Consider the following 13,786-nt stretch of genomic DNA (forward strand, 5'->3'; position numbering starts at 1 on the left):
GGTCGCACCGCTCATCCTCGTACCGCTCGTGCTCGCACCGCTCATTTCGCGAGCACCGGCGCGAGCGCCTGGTCGATCGCGTCCAGCGTCTTGAGCGCCGAGGAGTACGTCGCCGCCTCGGTGTAGCGCAGCGGGAAGACCTTGCCGGCCTTGACCGCGGGCAGGTTCTTCCACAGCTTGGAGTCGAGCACGTACTGGACCTGCTCGCTGACCGAGCCGTCGGGCTCCACCGTGTAGGTGATGGCGTCGGCCTCGCCGAGGCTGTCGGGCAGTTCCTCGATCGAGGGATACTCCGAGACGTCGCGGGCGTTGCCGCCCTTCTCCTTGACCTCGCCGTAGTAGGTGACGCCGACGTCCCCGGCGATGTTGGTGCCCCACGACCTGGCGAACTCCCGCTGGAACGTCCCCTTGGCGACGTCGCCGTAGGCGCCCACGTGGCCGAAATTCAGGCCGGCCAGGGCCGTCCTGTACTTCTCGGCCAGCTCGGCCGCCTTCTTCTCGTACTCGGTCTTGGCGGTCTCGAAGGAGCCGAGCGCGCCCGCCGCGTCGGACTGGCGTCGCGACAGCTCGCGCCACGCGTCGGGGGTGCTCGGCCCGATGGCGACGACGGGAGCGATGGACTTGAGGCGGTCCATGTCGATGTCGGCGAGCGCCGGCTTGGGCACGCCGATGACGATCAGGTCCGGCTTGGCCTGGGCGACGGCCTCGTAGTTGGTCTCGGCGGCCGTCTCTCCTGCGATCTTGGTGAGGGAGTCGTACGTCGCGCGATCCTCGTCGGTCATCATCGCGAGCCCGCGCTGCCAGCTGGAGACGCCGACCAGCGGGGCCTCGACCTCGATGAGCACCGGCACCGAGTAACCGGTCGCCACGACGCGCTGCGGCTTGGCGGGGATCGTGACGTCGCCGTTGTCGGCGGTGAAGACCCGGGTCTCGGTGACGCCGGCCTCGGCCTTCCCACCGGATTCCTCGCCGGAGCCGGTGGAACCGCAACCGGTCACCAGGGCGAACGTGAGCGCCAGGGCGGCCAGGCGTCTGGGCTGTCGTGAGGACATGGTGGTTCGTTCCTTCAGGGGAGTCGCAGGTCAGGAGGGGGCTGATCTCATCAGCGAGATGTACTTAGGTTACCCTTCCCTAAGTTTTTGGTGATGTCGCTGGGAGGACAGCCAATGTCGACGGGAAGTCACCACCGGACGGACCCGCTGCGGTGCGAGGAGTACGGCTACGGCCTCGGAAGGCTCGACGGCATCCTGGTGCTCAAGTACCACTCCGCCGCCGTCCTCGAGTTCGGCGAGACCCGGCAGGACTTCCTGCACCAGCTCTACTGGTCTCCCGACGGCGTCCTTTCGACCAGGTGTGGGGCCGACGCGCGGTTCGTCGGGCCGGGCGAGTCCTTCTGGGCGCAGCGCGCCGTGACCCATGACGTACGCGCCGCCGACCGGCAGACCGTCTACCGAATCTGCCTGCGTCAGGTGCCGCCGGCGCTCGTCGGGCTACGAGCGGGCGCGGTGTCCATCGACGACGAGGCGGCGCGGCTCGTCGAGGCGATCGCCGCCCCGGGATACGACGAGCACGACGCGCTCGCCGCCCGCGAACGGATCCTGGCCGGCCTCGGCGCCTCCACCCGCGACTACGTGCGCCACCACGCGACCGGCACCGGCTTCGCCATGGCGGTCGCCCGCGCCCTGTCGCACGACCCCGGCGCCCAGGTCCGCCTCGACGAGTGGGCCGAACGCCTGCACGTCAGCGTCAAGACGCTGCAGCGCGACTTCCTCCGAGAGTTCGGCATGCCCTACTCGCGGTGGCGCACCAAGCTACGGCTGCGCACCTCACGGGTGCTGCTGAAGACCCGACCGGTGACCGAGGTCGCGCACCGCGTCGGCTACGCCACGCCGTCGGCCTTCATCGCCGCCTTCGCCAAGGAGTACGGCCACACCCCCGGCCAGCACGCCTCCCACCCCACCGACCCCGCCTGACCGATCACGGACCCCGAACATCACCTGCCGCCGATCACGCGACTCGCGTGGTGATGATCAGTCAATCGCCGAAGCCGAGACCTTCGGTGTCGGGCTTGGCGATCTGCTGCAGAATGCCTTTCTTCGAAAGGACCTCGCCCAGCTCTTGCCCCAAGTCATCCTGGAGCTTTTCGCCCCTTTGCATGATCTTGTAATCGAACTCCCGAGCAAGATTGCCTGCGGCGATGTATATCTCGTCATCGCTAGGCCCGACCCAGGGAAACCAAGAGGCCCGACTCTCGTTCTCGTCCAATGCTTCCTTGAGCGCCTTCAGGGACTCTAGAGCGTATAGCTTGTAGGCGACCAGAGCCCCGCCCACCCATCTCGTCGACTCGTAGAATCGTACGTACGTCTGGTAGATCTCATTGGCGTTGCGACGGGGAGTGGACTTCCAGTATTCCAGGAAAGCGTCGATCGCCACTCCGTGGTTGTCTCGGCGTACGCCGTCCACGGCTTCGTCAATATGGGTGGGCTCGTCACCGATCCCCGCCATTTTGCGCACACCGTAGTGGTTCTCCGGCCTCCAGTAGTCGGCCGCGCTCAACCACTTATCCTCGTCATCCACCGGCCATTTGAAGTCAAATATGTATCCCGCGTCTATCCACTCAGCGAGCATGTTTTCCAACTCAGGAAAATCTTCTATCCTGATCACTACGGCTGCCCGTTCTCCCAGTCAAAAGCCTTCTCGAGGTCCTTGAACACCTCCGCGAAGTTGGCGTCCTCGGCGAGATCGCGGTTGTCGACCATTCGCTTGAGCCCGTCCGAGGCATACTCCGCCTGCGCGATGAGGTTTTCCAGTGCCCCTCCCATGTCATCCGTCAACCCACGGAGCGCATGACTAAGAACTCCGGCGATGGGCATTTTATGGGCATAAGTGACCCCACCATACTCAGGGGGCATAGCCCCCTTGAGAGGGGCGTAAGTGTCCTCCTTTATGTCATCCACCACGAAGCCGATGCTCAGGGATGCGGAACGAAGGCTTGAGGGCGATATTTGCATTTCCTTGAATTCGGCGGACATCCGGCGCTCTCCTCACTCGGTAGTCGGCATGCCAGTGGTCGGGTTCACTAGATTGATGAACTAGTCGTGTTTCGGCGACCTGTTGAACGTGCCCTGAAGCTCCCGCAACCGCTGCTCGTATTTCACTTCGAGCTCGTCCAACCTTTGCCGCAGACGCTCCTGGACTTTCCGCGCCTCCTCCGCACGCGCGGGCGCCTCTGCCTGGGCGAAGTGGCGGAACCAGTCCTCCTGGGCACGTCGCATCGCGTCACGAGCCAGTTCGGCGACCGCCTCGGAGCCTCCGCGTAACACGCGCGGATCTATCGTGATGCGCTCGACCAGCCCGTCCCCGCCGATCGCGACCGAGACGCTCTTGTCTTCCGACACCCCATGACCGGACAACGAAGGCGCGGACTCACGCCGGCCGGGAAAGTCTCGCCTTCCCGAGTGGCTCGCTTCGGTCGGACGGCGATCGTTCATCTTGGCTCCGATATGAGTATGCGTCCATAGGCCTGGTGGGGACAGGGTCAACCTGCAGAGCGAGAATAGCCGGGTCGATCTTCCTGCGGAAGGGTAGCGAACCTCGAAGGCGAGGATCCCTCATCTCCACCCGATACGAGAACGCGTCCGTCAGCCTGGTGGAGGACGAATCAATCCGCAGGGGCGAGGACAGTGCCTGATGATGGGTGCCGCGGTGTCGAACTCGAGAAGATGCTCGACCGGCGCCTCTCGACTCCACGGTGAGCACCACCTCGATGGGCTGCCTAGGCCGGCGCCCAGGGCCCAATGCGGCCCGAGGACCAGTCACTCGCTGAAACGGAGCCCTTCGGGAATGTCTCTGGCGATCCCCTCCGCAGTGCCTTCGGTCGCAGTGCGGTAATCGCCCCACCGCTGGTTCAGCATATTCAGGAGCTTCGCTCGCTCAGGCGTGATGATCATATCGAATTCTTGAATGAGTTCTCTGGCCCGTCGCTCCCGGTCTGCCATATCAGTGACACCGGGCAGCCAAAGACGCCCAGGCATGCTTGTTGGCGTCGTCCAGTGCCTGCTTGAGCGCGTACAGGCTCTCCAAAGCTAACCGCTTGTACTCTTTTATGGCTTCGCCGGTATCCGTCAGCAGGTCCGCGAACATTCTGACTTGGAGGGCGAGCCTACCCGCGTTTCGGTGGGGGACCGAATCCCAGTAGTCCAGAAACGCTTCGACCGCCGGCCCCTCGTTCGCCTTCCGTATCGAGCCGAGAACCTCTTCAAGGGTTTCGCGCTTGTTATTCGCATGTGACAGTTTGATCAGGTCGACGACCCCGCGCCAGTATTCACCCGCCACACGCCGATCAGATTCGTTATCGGCCGGGAAGCGGAAGTTCATCGCTTTCTTAGCCGTCCAGTGGACGACTGCGTCGTACAGGTCTGGGTAATCCCTGAGGTTGTACATCATGGTCGCCAATCGGACCGCTCGAGCGCCTTCCTGGCGCCCTCGAACAATGCGGCGAAGTTCTCGTCTTCTACGAGATCGATGTTGTCGGCCATCCGTTTGAGCCCGTCCGAGCCGTACATCACCTGCAGGGACAGCTTCTTCCTGGCCTTGGTCAGCAGCGGAATCTCTGCCTTGACAGATGGGCGCAAGGACTCCTTGGTGAGGAGTTCCTCATGGGCCGAGAGATTCTCCGTGACGGCAGGGTCTCCTATGCCATAGGCATCCGCGAGGTCACGAGTGATGCCACTGGCCGCCTCGGCGATTTCCGTCGACGCATGGCGGAGGGACTTAGGGGTGATCTTCATCTGCTCAGAGTCTGCGGACATTCAACGCTCTCTATCCTCGGGCCGGACAGCGACAGCGGTCGCCAGGTCGATCACCTACTGCTCTCTCGGCGCCTGCCGAGCACTCCCTGGAGCTCCCGCATCGGCTGCTCGGATCTCGCGCGGTCCCGTCCGGTCTTCTACAGGCGCTTCTCGACCTTCCGCGCCTCCGACGCGTGCGCGGACTTCGCCTGGGCGAGCTGGCGGAACCAGTCCTGCTGGGCGTTTCGCATCGCGTCACGGGCGAGCCCGGCGACCTCTTCCGGTCCTCCGCGCATCACACGGGGATCCATCTGGATGCGCTCGACCAGCCCGTTCGAGCCGATCGTGACCTGGACACTCTCGTCTTCCGACATCCCGCGGCCGGACAACGAAGACGCGGGCTCACTCCAGGAGGGAAGGCTCTGCCTTCCCGAGTGGCCTGCTTCGGTCGGGCGACGATCGTTCATCTCTGCTCCGATACGAGATTGCGTCCGTAGAGCCTGGTGGAGACAGGGTCAACCTGCAGTGGCGAGAATAGCCGGGTTGATCTTCGCGTGGTAGAGCACCGCAAACTTCGCAAACCCCCGCTTGTGAGCAAGTCTGGGAGGACACGCTATACACCTAACCAAGCGCTTGTTACGCTCCGCCCATGGTCACCACGATCGTTTGGGGCACCGGCAACGTCGGCCGCGCCGCCATCCGCGCCGTCGAGGCCCATCCGGCGCTGGAACTCACCGCCGTACTCGTGCACGACCCCGGCAAGACAGGCCGCGACGCCGGCGAGCTCGGCGGCCTCGGCCACGATCTGGGAGTCGCGGCCACCGGCGACGTCGACGCGGTGCTGGCCACCGGTCCTCGCGCCGTGGTGTACGCCGCGTCCGGTGACATCCGTCCCGACGAGGCCCTGGCCGACGTCGTCCGGGCCATCCGCGCCGGCGCCGTCGTCGTCACCCCCGCCCTGTACGCCCTCTACGACCATCGCGGCGCCCCGCCCGAGCTGCGCGACCAGGTGCTCGACGCGATCGCCGACGGCGGCGGCTCGCTGTTCGTCTCCGGCGTGGACCCCGGCTGGGGCAACGACGTGCTGCCGCTGCTGATCAGCGGGCTCGGCGCCACCGTGGACGTGATCCGCTGCCAGGAGATCTTCGACTACTCCGCCTACGACCAGCCCGACTCGGTCCGCTACCTGGTCGGCATGGGCCAGCCGATGGACTACGAGCCGCCGATGCTCGCGCCGACGGTCCCGACCATGGTGTGGGGCGGCCAGGTGCGCCTGATGGCCAGGGCCCTCGGCGTCGAGCTCGACGAGATCCGCGAGACCCTCGACCGGCGCCCGCTCGACTCCACGGTGAGCACCCTGTCGATGGGCGAGTTCGAGGCCGGCACCCAGGGCGCGGTGCGCTTCGAGGTGCAGGGCGTCGTCGAGGGCGAGCCCCGCATCGTGATCGAGCACGTCACCCGCATCCACCCGTCCTGCGCGCCCGACTGGCCGACGCCGCCCGACGGCGACGGGGCGCACCGAGTGATCATCGAGGGCCGCCCGCGCATCGAGGTCACGGTCGAGGCCACCGACGAGGACGGCAACCGGGCGGCGGGCGGCAACGCCACCGCGGCGGGCCGGCTGGTGAACGCCATCGACTGGCTCGTGGACGCGGAACCAGGGCTCTACGACGCGCTCGACGTCCCCCTGCGCCCCGCCGTCGGCAGGCTCGGAAGGAAGCACGCGTGAACATCGACGTCCCCGAGGGCCAGGACCCGATCGCGTACGTGTGGGGGGAAATGGTCCCCGGCATCGGCCTCGCCGCCTCGAAGTTCTCCCTGTCGGTCTACACCCACACGACCCTCGGCCTGCGCGAGTTCGAGGCGGCGCGGCTGCGGATCGCGCAGATCAACGGGTGCGCCTTCTGCCTCGACTGGCGGACCGAACGGGACGGGCAGCGGGTCGAGGAGGAGTTCGCCGACGCGGTGACCGACTGGCGCACCACCTCCGCGTTCGACGACCGCACGAGGCTGGCCGCCGAGTACGCCGAGCGGTACGCGCTGGACCACCACGGCCTCGACGACGAGTTCTGGGCCCGGATGACCGCCTGCTACAGCCAGGTCGAGATCGTCGAGCTGAGCATGAGCATCGGCTCCTGGCTGGCGTTCGGCCGGCTCAACCACGTACTCGGCCTCGACACCGCCTGCAAGCTGCCCTCCAGGTAGAACCCGTCATGTCTTAGGAGAGTGAGGACCGATGAGCGGCACCGTCCCTGGCTCCAACAGCGTCTCGCGTCGTGGGTTCATCGCCGGCACCGGCTCCGTCCTGGGGCTCGCGGCTCTGTCGGGCCGCGCCACCCCGGCCAGGGCCGCCGCCGGTCCGATCGCCGACGGGGCGCGCGTCCCCGCCCTGGTGATCGGCACCGGGTACGGCGGCTCCGTCGCCGCCCTGCGCCTGGCCCAGGCCGGCGTCCACGTGCACCTGATCGAGATGGGCATGGCCTGGGACACGCCCGGCTCCGACGGCAAGATCTTCTGCAACACGCTGGAGCCGGACCACCGCTCCTACTGGTTGCGCACCCGGACCAAGGCGCCCCTGAACTACTTCCTCGGTTTCCCGATCGACCGGGACATCTCCCGCTACACCGGCATCCTGGACGCCGAGGACTTCAGCGGCATCACGGTCTACCAGGGCCGTGGGGTCGGCGGCGGCTCGCTGGTCAACGGCGGCATGGCGGTCACGCCCAAGCGCGAGAACTTCGCCGCCATTCTCCCGTCGGTGAACGCCGACGAGATGTACAACGTCTACTACCCGCGCGCCAACGCCGGGCTCGGCGTCGGCTCCATCGACCCGGCCTGGTTCGACACCACGGCCTGCTACCAGTACTCCCGTGTCGGCCGCAAGCACGCCCAGCGCTCCGGCTTCCCGTTCGTCTTCGTGCCCGACGTGTACGACTGGGACTACATGAAGCAGGAGGCGGCCGGCACCGTCACCAAGTCGGCGCTGGCCGGCGAGATCCTCTACGGCAACAACCACGGCAAGAAGTCCCTGCAGAAGACCTACCTCGCCCAGGCCAGGGCCACCGGCCGGGTCACCGTCTCGGCCCTGCACCAGGTCACCTCGGTCGCTCCGGCATCGGGCGGCGGCTACACGGTCGTCATCGCCCAGCTCAACACCAGCGGCGACACCACGGCCACCAAGACCGTGACCGCGGACCGGGTGTTCTTCGCCGCCGGCAGCGTCGGCACCAGCAAGCTGCTGGTCAAGCTGAAGGCCACCGGCGCGCTGCCCAACCTGAACGGCGAGATCGGCAAGGGCTGGGGCGACAACGGCAACGTGATGTGCGGCCGGGCCAACCACCTGTGGGACCCGACCGGCAGTCTCCAGTCGACCATTCCCTGCTCCGGCATCGACAACTGGGCCGCGGGCGGCGCGTTCGCCGAGGTCGCGCCGCTGCCCACCGGCATCGAGACGTTCGCCTCGTTCTACCTGTCGATCACCAGGAATCCGAACCGCGCCCAGTTCACCTGGAACGCGGCGCAGGGCCGGGTCGACCTCGACTGGCAGACCGCCTGGAAGCAGCCGGCCATCACCATGGCCAAGACGATCTTCGACAAGATCAACTCCAAGGAGGGGACGGTCTACCGGTCCGACCTCTTCGGCGCGTACAAGATCTGGGGCGACCACCTCACCTACCACCCGCTCGGCGGCGCGGTGCTGAACAAGGCCACCGACAACTACGGCCGCCTCACCGCCTACCCCGGCCTGTACGTCATCGACGGCTCGCTGATCCCCGGCAACACCAGCGTCAACCCGTTCGTCACCATAACGGCGCTGGCCGAGCGGAACATCGAGCGGATCATCGCCACCGACCTGTGAGCAGCTCCTCCCACCGGCCGGATCACCCCCCGAGAACTGTCGTGAAAGGAATGTCCGTGCCCATGAGAAACGGTTCAGCGAGGGTCATCGCCGCCATGGTGATGACGGTCGCCGGCTTAGCCGTCGCCATTCCGGCCCACGCGGATTCGGCGGTGCTGGAGACGCTGACGGAGACCGAGCTCCGGCAGCAGACCGACGACTTCCTGTTCGGCGTCTCCATCGAGACCTTCCTCACCAACCGGAGCACGCGGCCGTGGGCCGACCAGATCGACTGGTCCTCCGACGGCTGCTCGTGGGCGCCGGACAAGCCTGAGGGGTTCAACTTCCTGCCTTCCTGCCAGCGTCACGACTTCGGTTACCGCAACTACAAGCGCCAGGGCCGGTTCAACGAGGACGTACGCGGCGACATCGACCAGAACTTCAAGGACGACATGTACGACGTGTGCCGCAAGTACTCGGGACTCCAGTCATACAAGGGCGTCATCTGCCGCAGAACGGCCGACACCTACTACACGGCGGTGCGCGGCCTGGGCGGCACGGCCGACATCGCCTGACCTCGCCTGACCTCGCCGGAGACGGCCAGGGGAAGGCCGCGTGGCGAGCTCAGCTCTCCGGCTCGTGGAAGACGACGCTCAGCTCGCCCTGGTCGGCGTCGACCGTGATGACCGATCCGTCCGGGACATCACCGGCGAGCAGAGCGCGCCCGATCCTGGTCTCGACCTCGCGGGAGATGAAGCGGCGCAGCGGCCGGGCGCCGTAGACCGGGTCGTACCCCTCGGTGGCGATGAGGCGGCGCGCCTCGTCGGTGACCTCCAGGGTCAGCCGCCGGTCCGCCAGCCGCTTCCGGATGTCGGTGAACATCAGCTCGACGATCCGCTCGATCTCGGCCTCCGTCAGCGGCTTGAACAGGACGATGTCGTCGACCCGGTTGAGGAACTCCGGCCTGAAGTGCCGGCGCAGCTCGCCCATCACCAGCTCGCGCCCCTCGGGCTTGATCTCGCCATCGGGGGTGACCTCGTCGAGGAGGTACTGCGAGCCGATGTTCGAGGTCATGATGACCACCGTGTTGCGGAAGTCGACCGTACGGCCCTGCGCGTCGGTCAGCCGCCCGTCGTCGAGGACCTGCAGCAGCGTGTTGAACACGTCCGCGTGCGCCTTCTCGATCTCGTCGAACAGCACCACCGAGTACGGCTTGCGCCGCACCGCCTCGGTGAGCTGACCGCCCTCCTCGTAGCCGATGTAGCCGGGCGGGGCGCCCATGAGGCGGCTGACCGTGTGGCGCTCCTGGTACTCGCTCATGTCGATGCGGACCATGTTCTCCTCGGTGTCGAACAGCGCCGCCGCGAGAGCCTTGGCCAGCTCGGTCTTGCCCACCCCGGTCGGGCCGAGGAAGAGGAACGAGCCGATCGGGCGCCGGGGATCCTTGATGCCGGAGCGGGCCCGGATGACGGCGTCGGCCACGAGCCGCACGGCCTCGTCCTGCCCGATGACCCGCTCGTGCAGGATCTGGTCCAGCCGCAGCAGCTTCTCCCGCTCGCCCTCCTGCAGGCGGCTCACCGGGATGCCGGTCCAGCGGGAGACGATGGCCGCGATCTCCTCCTCGGTCACCACCTCGCGCAGCAACCGGTGCCCGTGCTGCCGGGTGCCCAGCCGTTCCTCCTCGGCCCGGAGCCGGCGTTCCAGCTCGGGCAGCCTGCCGTGGCGCAGCTCGGCGGCCCGGTTGAGGTCATAGGCGCGTTCGGCCTGCTCGGCCTCCCTGCGTACGTGCTCCAGCTCCTCCCGCAGGACCTGCACCTTGCGCAGGGCCGAACGCTCGGCCTCCCACTGCGCCCGCATCGCGTCGGCCTCGGCGCGCAGGCCGGTCAGCTCCTTGCGCAGGTCGGCGAGCCGGGCCTGGCTCGCGGGATCCTCCTCCTTGGCCAGCGCGGCCTCCTCGATCTCCAGCCGCCGTACGCGCCGGGTCAGCTCGTCCAGCTCGGCGGGCATGGAGTCGATCTCGGTCCGGATCATCGCGCACGCCTCGTCGACCAGGTCGATCGCCTTGTCCGGGAGGAACCGGTCGGCGATGTAGCGGTGGCTCAGCGTCACCGCGGCGACGAGCGCGCTGTCCTGGATCTTGACGCCGTGGAAGACCTCCAGCCGCTCGCGCAGCCCCCGCAGGATCGAGATGGCGTCCTCGACCGACGGCTCCTCGACGAGCACCGGCTGGAACCTGCGCTCCAGGGCCGCGTCCTTCTCGATGTGCTGGCGGTACTCCTGGATCGTGGTCGCGCCGATCATGTGCAGCTCGCCGCGCGCGAGCATCGGCTTGAGCATGTTGCCGGCGTCCATGGCCCCCTCGGCCGCGCCCGCTCCGACCACCGTGTGCAGCTCGTCGACGAACAGCAGGATCTGTCCCGCCGCCGCCTTCACCTCGTTCAGCACGGCCTTCAGCCGCTCCTCGAACTCCCCGCGGTACTTCGCGCCGGCCACCAGCGAGCCCATGTCCAGACTGAAGATGGTCTTGTCCCGGAGCCCCTCGGGAACGTCACCGCGGACGATCCGCTGGGCGAGCCCTTCGACGATGGCGGTCTTGCCGACGCCGGGATCGCCGATCAGCACCGGGTTGTTCTTGGTCTTGCGGGAGAGGATCTGGATCACCCGCCGGATCTCGGTGTCGCGCCCGACGACCGGGTCCAGCTTGTCCGCGCGGGCCTCGGCGACCAGGTCGCGCCCGTACTTCTCCAGAGCCTCGTAGGCCACCTCGGGCATGGCCGAGGTGACCCGCTGGTGGCCGCGGACGGCGGTGAGCGCCTGCAGGAACCGGTCCCTGGTCAGCCCCTGACCGTGCAGCAGTCGTCCCGCCGCGGTCCCGTCCCCCTCCTCGATCAGGGCCAGCAGCAGGTGCTCGACCGAGACGTACTCGTCCTTGAGCCGTTTCGCCTCCCGGTCCGCGGTGTCGAGCAGCCGGGACAGGCGCTGGGTGATGAAGACCTGGCCGGGTTCGGCGCCCGGACCGCTGACCCGGGGCCGGCGTGACAGCTCCCCCTCCAGCTCGGTGCGGAGACCCTTCAGGTCGGCTCCCGTCTGCTCGATCAGCCGGGAGGCGAGCCCTTCCTGCTGTTCGAGCAGGGCCAGCAGGAGGTGCTCGCCGTCGACCTCGGTGTGCCCGTAGCGCAGGGCCTTGGTCTGGGCGTCGTGCAGCGCCTCCTGGGACTTCTGCGTCAACCGGTTCGGATCCACTGCAAATCCCCCTAGTGTCGTGGTGCGGCGTTCCGCAGGGCGGCCTCCAGCCTGTCGATGCGGTCGAGCAGGTCGATCACCAGGCCGATCGCGGCGTAGTTGATCGACAGGCCGTCGTGCAGCCTCCGGATCCGCGCGGCCACCGCCACCTGCGTGGGAGAGAAGCACAGCTCTCCCCTGGCGTCCCGGACCGGTTCGAGCAGACCCAGCGCCACCAGGCGGCGCACGATCTCCGGGTGCAGCCCGGTGGCACGCGCGTAGGAGTTCAGGTCCAGCCGTACCGGCCGGACGAGCGCGTAGGTCATGAACGCCTCCTCGGGTCGAACCGTGACGCGGCGGCGAGCTGCTCGAACAGGCGCCGCTCCTCGTCGGTGGGCCGCTGCGGCACCATGATCCGCACCTCGGCGAAGAGGTCACCGGCGGCGCCGCGCGGGTTGGGCATGCCGCGCCCGCGAAGCCGCAGGCGGCGGCCGGTCGAGGAGCCCGGAGGCACCTTCACCTTGGCCTCGCCGCCCGGCGTGTCGACGGCCACCGTGGCGCCCAGCGCCGCCTCCCACGGCGCGAGCGGCAGGGGGGTGTGGATGTCGCGGCCCTCCACGCGGTAGCGGGCATGGTCGGCGATCCGCACGATCAGGTAGAGGTCGCCCGGCCTGCCTCCCTCGGTGCCCTGACCGCCCTGGCCGGCGAGCCTGATGCGCTGACCGTTGGTGACCCCGGCCGGGATCGTGACGTCCAGCCGCCGCCCGCCGGACAGCGTGATCGCGCGCCGCCCGCCGCGATAGGCCTCCTCCACCGTGAGCGGCAGCTCCGCCTCCTGGTCGGCTCCGGGCACCGGCCCCCAGCGCCGCCGGCCGCGTCCGCCGAACATGCCGCCGAGCAGATCCTCCAGGTCGACGTCGACCCCCTCCGCCCCGCCGAAGCCGAAGTCCTCGGCGCGGGCCGAGCGTCGCGGCCCGCCGGCGCCCGCCCGCGCGCCCGCTCCCGCCCGGGCGCGCGCCCACTGCTCGGGATCCACATCGGGCGGCACCTGGCGGAAGTCGTGCCCGAACGCGTCGTACCGGCGGCGCGTCTCGGGATCGGACAGCACGGAGTACGCCTCGGAGACCTCCTTGAACGTGTCCTCAGCCCCGGGATCCTTGTTGACGTCGGGATGGTGGGCGCGCACGAGCTTGCGGTAGGCCCGCTGGATCTCGTCCTGGTCGGCGTTCCGGCCCACGCCCAGCACCTCGTAGAAATCCCGCCGTGGGGCCATCAGTCCGCCTTTTTCGCGACCACCACGACCGCGGGGCGCAACTGCCGCCGGCCGTCGCCGTAACCGGGCCGCACCACCTGCACGACGGTGCCCGGCTCGACGTCCGGCCGCGCGATGGTGGCCATCGCGTCGTGATGGGCCGGATCGAACGGCACGCCGGTCTCGTCGTGCCGGGTGTAGCCGAGGCGGGCCAGCACGGCGACGGCCTGGTCACGCACCGCGCGGATCCCGTCCATGATCGGAGCCGCGCCACCCTCCTCGTCACCGGCCGCGTGGCTCAGCGCGAGCTCCAGATTGTCCAGCACGGGCAGCCACTCGGCGGCGACCCTGTCCTGCTCCTCGGCCCGCAGCCGCTCGGCGTCACGGGAGAAGCGCTTGCGGAGGTTGTCCAAATCGGCGACGGCGCGCAGCCACCGGTCCTCCAGCTCCGCGACCTTGGCATCCGTCTCCGTCCGGACGTCCTCAGGCCCGACGCCCTCAGGCCCGGCGCCCTCACTCCGGGCGCCCTCACTCCGGGCGCCCTCACTTAGGGCGTCCTCCGTCCGAACGTCCTCAGGCCGGGCGGTCGCGGCTTCCCGGGGCTCTTCCTCGGGCCGCGCGCGCCGCTCAGGGCCGCCGCCCGGCCGGCCGGCGGTTCCCGGTCTGTCCTCGTGACCGTTCATG

Annotated in this window: 16 protein-coding genes; 5 read left to right on the forward strand and 11 right to left on the reverse strand. The window is 68.3% G+C overall.

What is annotated here, in order from left to right:
- Positions 1-41 precede the first annotated feature (41 nt).
- Complete coding sequence (locus tag IEY82_RS12950; RefSeq protein WP_189124329.1) at positions 42-1,052, reverse strand: ABC transporter substrate-binding protein; 1,011 nt, start codon at positions 1,050-1,052, stop codon at positions 42-44.
- A gap of 114 nt (positions 1,053-1,166) precedes the next feature.
- Here IEY82_RS12950 and IEY82_RS12955 point away from each other — a divergent pair, with 114 nt between their 5' ends.
- Positions 1,167-1,973 (forward strand): helix-turn-helix transcriptional regulator, encoded by an 807-nt coding sequence (locus IEY82_RS12955; protein ID WP_225263211.1) that lies wholly within the window; start codon positions 1,167-1,169, stop codon positions 1,971-1,973.
- 61 nt (positions 1,974-2,034) lie between these two features.
- Here IEY82_RS12955 and IEY82_RS12960 read toward each other — a convergent pair whose 3' ends face one another.
- From IEY82_RS12960 to IEY82_RS12985, 6 genes are all read right to left on the reverse strand, one after another.
- A complete protein-coding gene (locus tag IEY82_RS12960; RefSeq protein WP_189124331.1) occupies positions 2,035-2,664 on the reverse strand; it encodes a hypothetical protein in 630 nt (209 codons plus the stop codon).
- Entirely contained in the window at positions 2,664-3,032 is a 369-nt protein-coding gene (locus IEY82_RS12965; protein WP_189124332.1) for a hypothetical protein, read from the reverse strand. The genes IEY82_RS12960 and IEY82_RS12965 overlap by 1 nt, the downstream gene beginning before the upstream one ends.
- Positions 3,033-3,092: 60 nt before the next feature.
- The gene (locus IEY82_RS12970; protein WP_189124333.1) at positions 3,093-3,491 is read right to left on the reverse strand and encodes a YbaB/EbfC family nucleoid-associated protein; all 399 of its coding nucleotides are present in this window, start codon (positions 3,489-3,491) and stop codon (positions 3,093-3,095) included.
- A gap of 508 nt (positions 3,492-3,999) precedes the next feature.
- Entirely contained in the window at positions 4,000-4,446 is a 447-nt protein-coding gene (locus IEY82_RS12975; protein ID WP_189124334.1) for a hypothetical protein, read from the reverse strand.
- On the reverse strand, positions 4,443-4,790 hold the full coding sequence (locus IEY82_RS12980; protein ID WP_189124335.1) for a hypothetical protein: 348 nt from the start codon (positions 4,788-4,790) through the stop codon (positions 4,443-4,445). Before IEY82_RS12980 ends, IEY82_RS12975 begins: the two co-directional genes overlap by 4 nt.
- A gap of 158 nt (positions 4,791-4,948) precedes the next feature.
- The gene (locus IEY82_RS12985) at positions 4,949-5,257 is read right to left on the reverse strand and encodes a YbaB/EbfC family nucleoid-associated protein (protein ID WP_504783680.1); all 309 of its coding nucleotides are present in this window, start codon (positions 5,255-5,257) and stop codon (positions 4,949-4,951) included.
- Between the two features lie 182 nt (positions 5,258-5,439).
- Here IEY82_RS12985 and IEY82_RS12990 point away from each other — a divergent pair, with 182 nt between their 5' ends.
- From IEY82_RS12990 to IEY82_RS13005, 4 genes are all read left to right on the forward strand, one after another.
- Positions 5,440-6,519: an NAD(P)H-dependent amine dehydrogenase family protein gene (locus IEY82_RS12990; RefSeq protein WP_189124337.1), complete on the forward strand. Its 1,080-nt coding sequence runs from the start codon at positions 5,440-5,442 to the stop codon at positions 6,517-6,519.
- Positions 6,516-6,995 (forward strand): carboxymuconolactone decarboxylase family protein, encoded by a 480-nt coding sequence (locus tag IEY82_RS12995; protein WP_189124338.1) that lies wholly within the window; start codon positions 6,516-6,518, stop codon positions 6,993-6,995. Before IEY82_RS12990 ends, IEY82_RS12995 begins: the two co-directional genes overlap by 4 nt.
- Before the next feature lie 31 nt (positions 6,996-7,026).
- On the forward strand, positions 7,027-8,649 hold the full coding sequence (locus tag IEY82_RS13000; RefSeq protein ID WP_189124339.1) for a GMC oxidoreductase: 1,623 nt from the start codon (positions 7,027-7,029) through the stop codon (positions 8,647-8,649).
- 62 nt (positions 8,650-8,711) lie between these two features.
- On the forward strand, positions 8,712-9,203 hold the full coding sequence (locus tag IEY82_RS13005) for a phospholipase (protein WP_225263212.1): 492 nt from the start codon (positions 8,712-8,714) through the stop codon (positions 9,201-9,203).
- A 49-nt stretch (positions 9,204-9,252) separates the two neighbouring features.
- Here IEY82_RS13005 and clpB read toward each other — a convergent pair whose 3' ends face one another.
- From clpB to IEY82_RS13025, 4 genes are read right to left on the reverse strand one after another with little or no spacing between them, the layout of a single operon-like run.
- Positions 9,253-11,871 (reverse strand): ATP-dependent chaperone ClpB, encoded by a 2,619-nt coding sequence (clpB, locus tag IEY82_RS13010; RefSeq protein ID WP_189124340.1) that lies wholly within the window; start codon positions 11,869-11,871, stop codon positions 9,253-9,255.
- Positions 11,872-11,882: 11 nt separating this feature from the next.
- Positions 11,883-12,176: a chaperone modulator CbpM gene (locus IEY82_RS13015; protein ID WP_189124341.1), complete on the reverse strand. Its 294-nt coding sequence runs from the start codon at positions 12,174-12,176 to the stop codon at positions 11,883-11,885.
- The gene (locus tag IEY82_RS13020) at positions 12,173-13,123 is read right to left on the reverse strand and encodes a DnaJ C-terminal domain-containing protein (RefSeq protein ID WP_189124342.1); all 951 of its coding nucleotides are present in this window, start codon (positions 13,121-13,123) and stop codon (positions 12,173-12,175) included. The genes IEY82_RS13015 and IEY82_RS13020 overlap by 4 nt, the downstream gene beginning before the upstream one ends.
- Complete coding sequence (locus tag IEY82_RS13025; protein WP_189124343.1) at positions 13,123-13,785, reverse strand: nucleotide exchange factor GrpE; 663 nt, start codon at positions 13,783-13,785, stop codon at positions 13,123-13,125. The genes IEY82_RS13020 and IEY82_RS13025 overlap by 1 nt, the downstream gene beginning before the upstream one ends.
- Between the last annotated feature and the right edge of the window lies 1 nt (position 13,786).

The organism is Nonomuraea cavernae, from assembly GCF_014646355.1.
GTDB lineage: Bacteria > Actinomycetota > Actinomycetes > Streptosporangiales > Streptosporangiaceae > Nonomuraea > Nonomuraea cavernae.

Bases quoted from the DNA above. Each gene is read 5' to 3' on its own strand.
- IEY82_RS13015 (WP_189124341.1), bottom strand. From the start codon at position 12,176: ATGACCTACGCGCTCGTCCGGCCGGTACGGCTGGACCTGAACTCCTAC.
- IEY82_RS12990 (WP_189124337.1), top strand. From the start codon at position 5,440: ATGGTCACCACGATCGTTTGGGGCACCGGCAACGTCGGCCGCGCCGCC.
- IEY82_RS13020 (WP_189124342.1), bottom strand. From the start codon at position 13,123: ATGGCCCCACGGCGGGATTTCTACGAGGTGCTGGGCGTGGGCCGGAAC.
- IEY82_RS12975 (WP_189124334.1), bottom strand. From the start codon at position 4,446: ATGATGTACAACCTCAGGGATTACCCAGACCTGTACGACGCAGTCGTC.
- IEY82_RS12950 (WP_189124329.1), bottom strand. From the start codon at position 1,052: ATGTCCTCACGACAGCCCAGACGCCTGGCCGCCCTGGCGCTCACGTTC.
- IEY82_RS13025 (WP_189124343.1), bottom strand. From the start codon at position 13,785: ATGAACGGTCACGAGGACAGACCGGGAACCGCCGGCCGGCCGGGCGGC.
- IEY82_RS12970 (WP_189124333.1), bottom strand. From the start codon at position 3,491: ATGAACGATCGCCGTCCGACCGAAGCGAGCCACTCGGGAAGGCGAGAC.
- IEY82_RS13005 (WP_225263212.1), top strand. From the start codon at position 8,712: ATGAGAAACGGTTCAGCGAGGGTCATCGCCGCCATGGTGATGACGGTC.
- IEY82_RS12980 (WP_189124335.1), bottom strand. From the start codon at position 4,790: ATGAAGATCACCCCTAAGTCCCTCCGCCATGCGTCGACGGAAATCGCC.
- IEY82_RS12965 (WP_189124332.1), bottom strand. From the start codon at position 3,032: ATGTCCGCCGAATTCAAGGAAATGCAAATATCGCCCTCAAGCCTTCGT.
- IEY82_RS12955 (WP_225263211.1), top strand. From the start codon at position 1,167: ATGTCGACGGGAAGTCACCACCGGACGGACCCGCTGCGGTGCGAGGAG.
- IEY82_RS12985 (WP_504783680.1), bottom strand. From the start codon at position 5,257: ATGAACGATCGTCGCCCGACCGAAGCAGGCCACTCGGGAAGGCAGAGC.
- IEY82_RS13000 (WP_189124339.1), top strand. From the start codon at position 7,027: ATGAGCGGCACCGTCCCTGGCTCCAACAGCGTCTCGCGTCGTGGGTTC.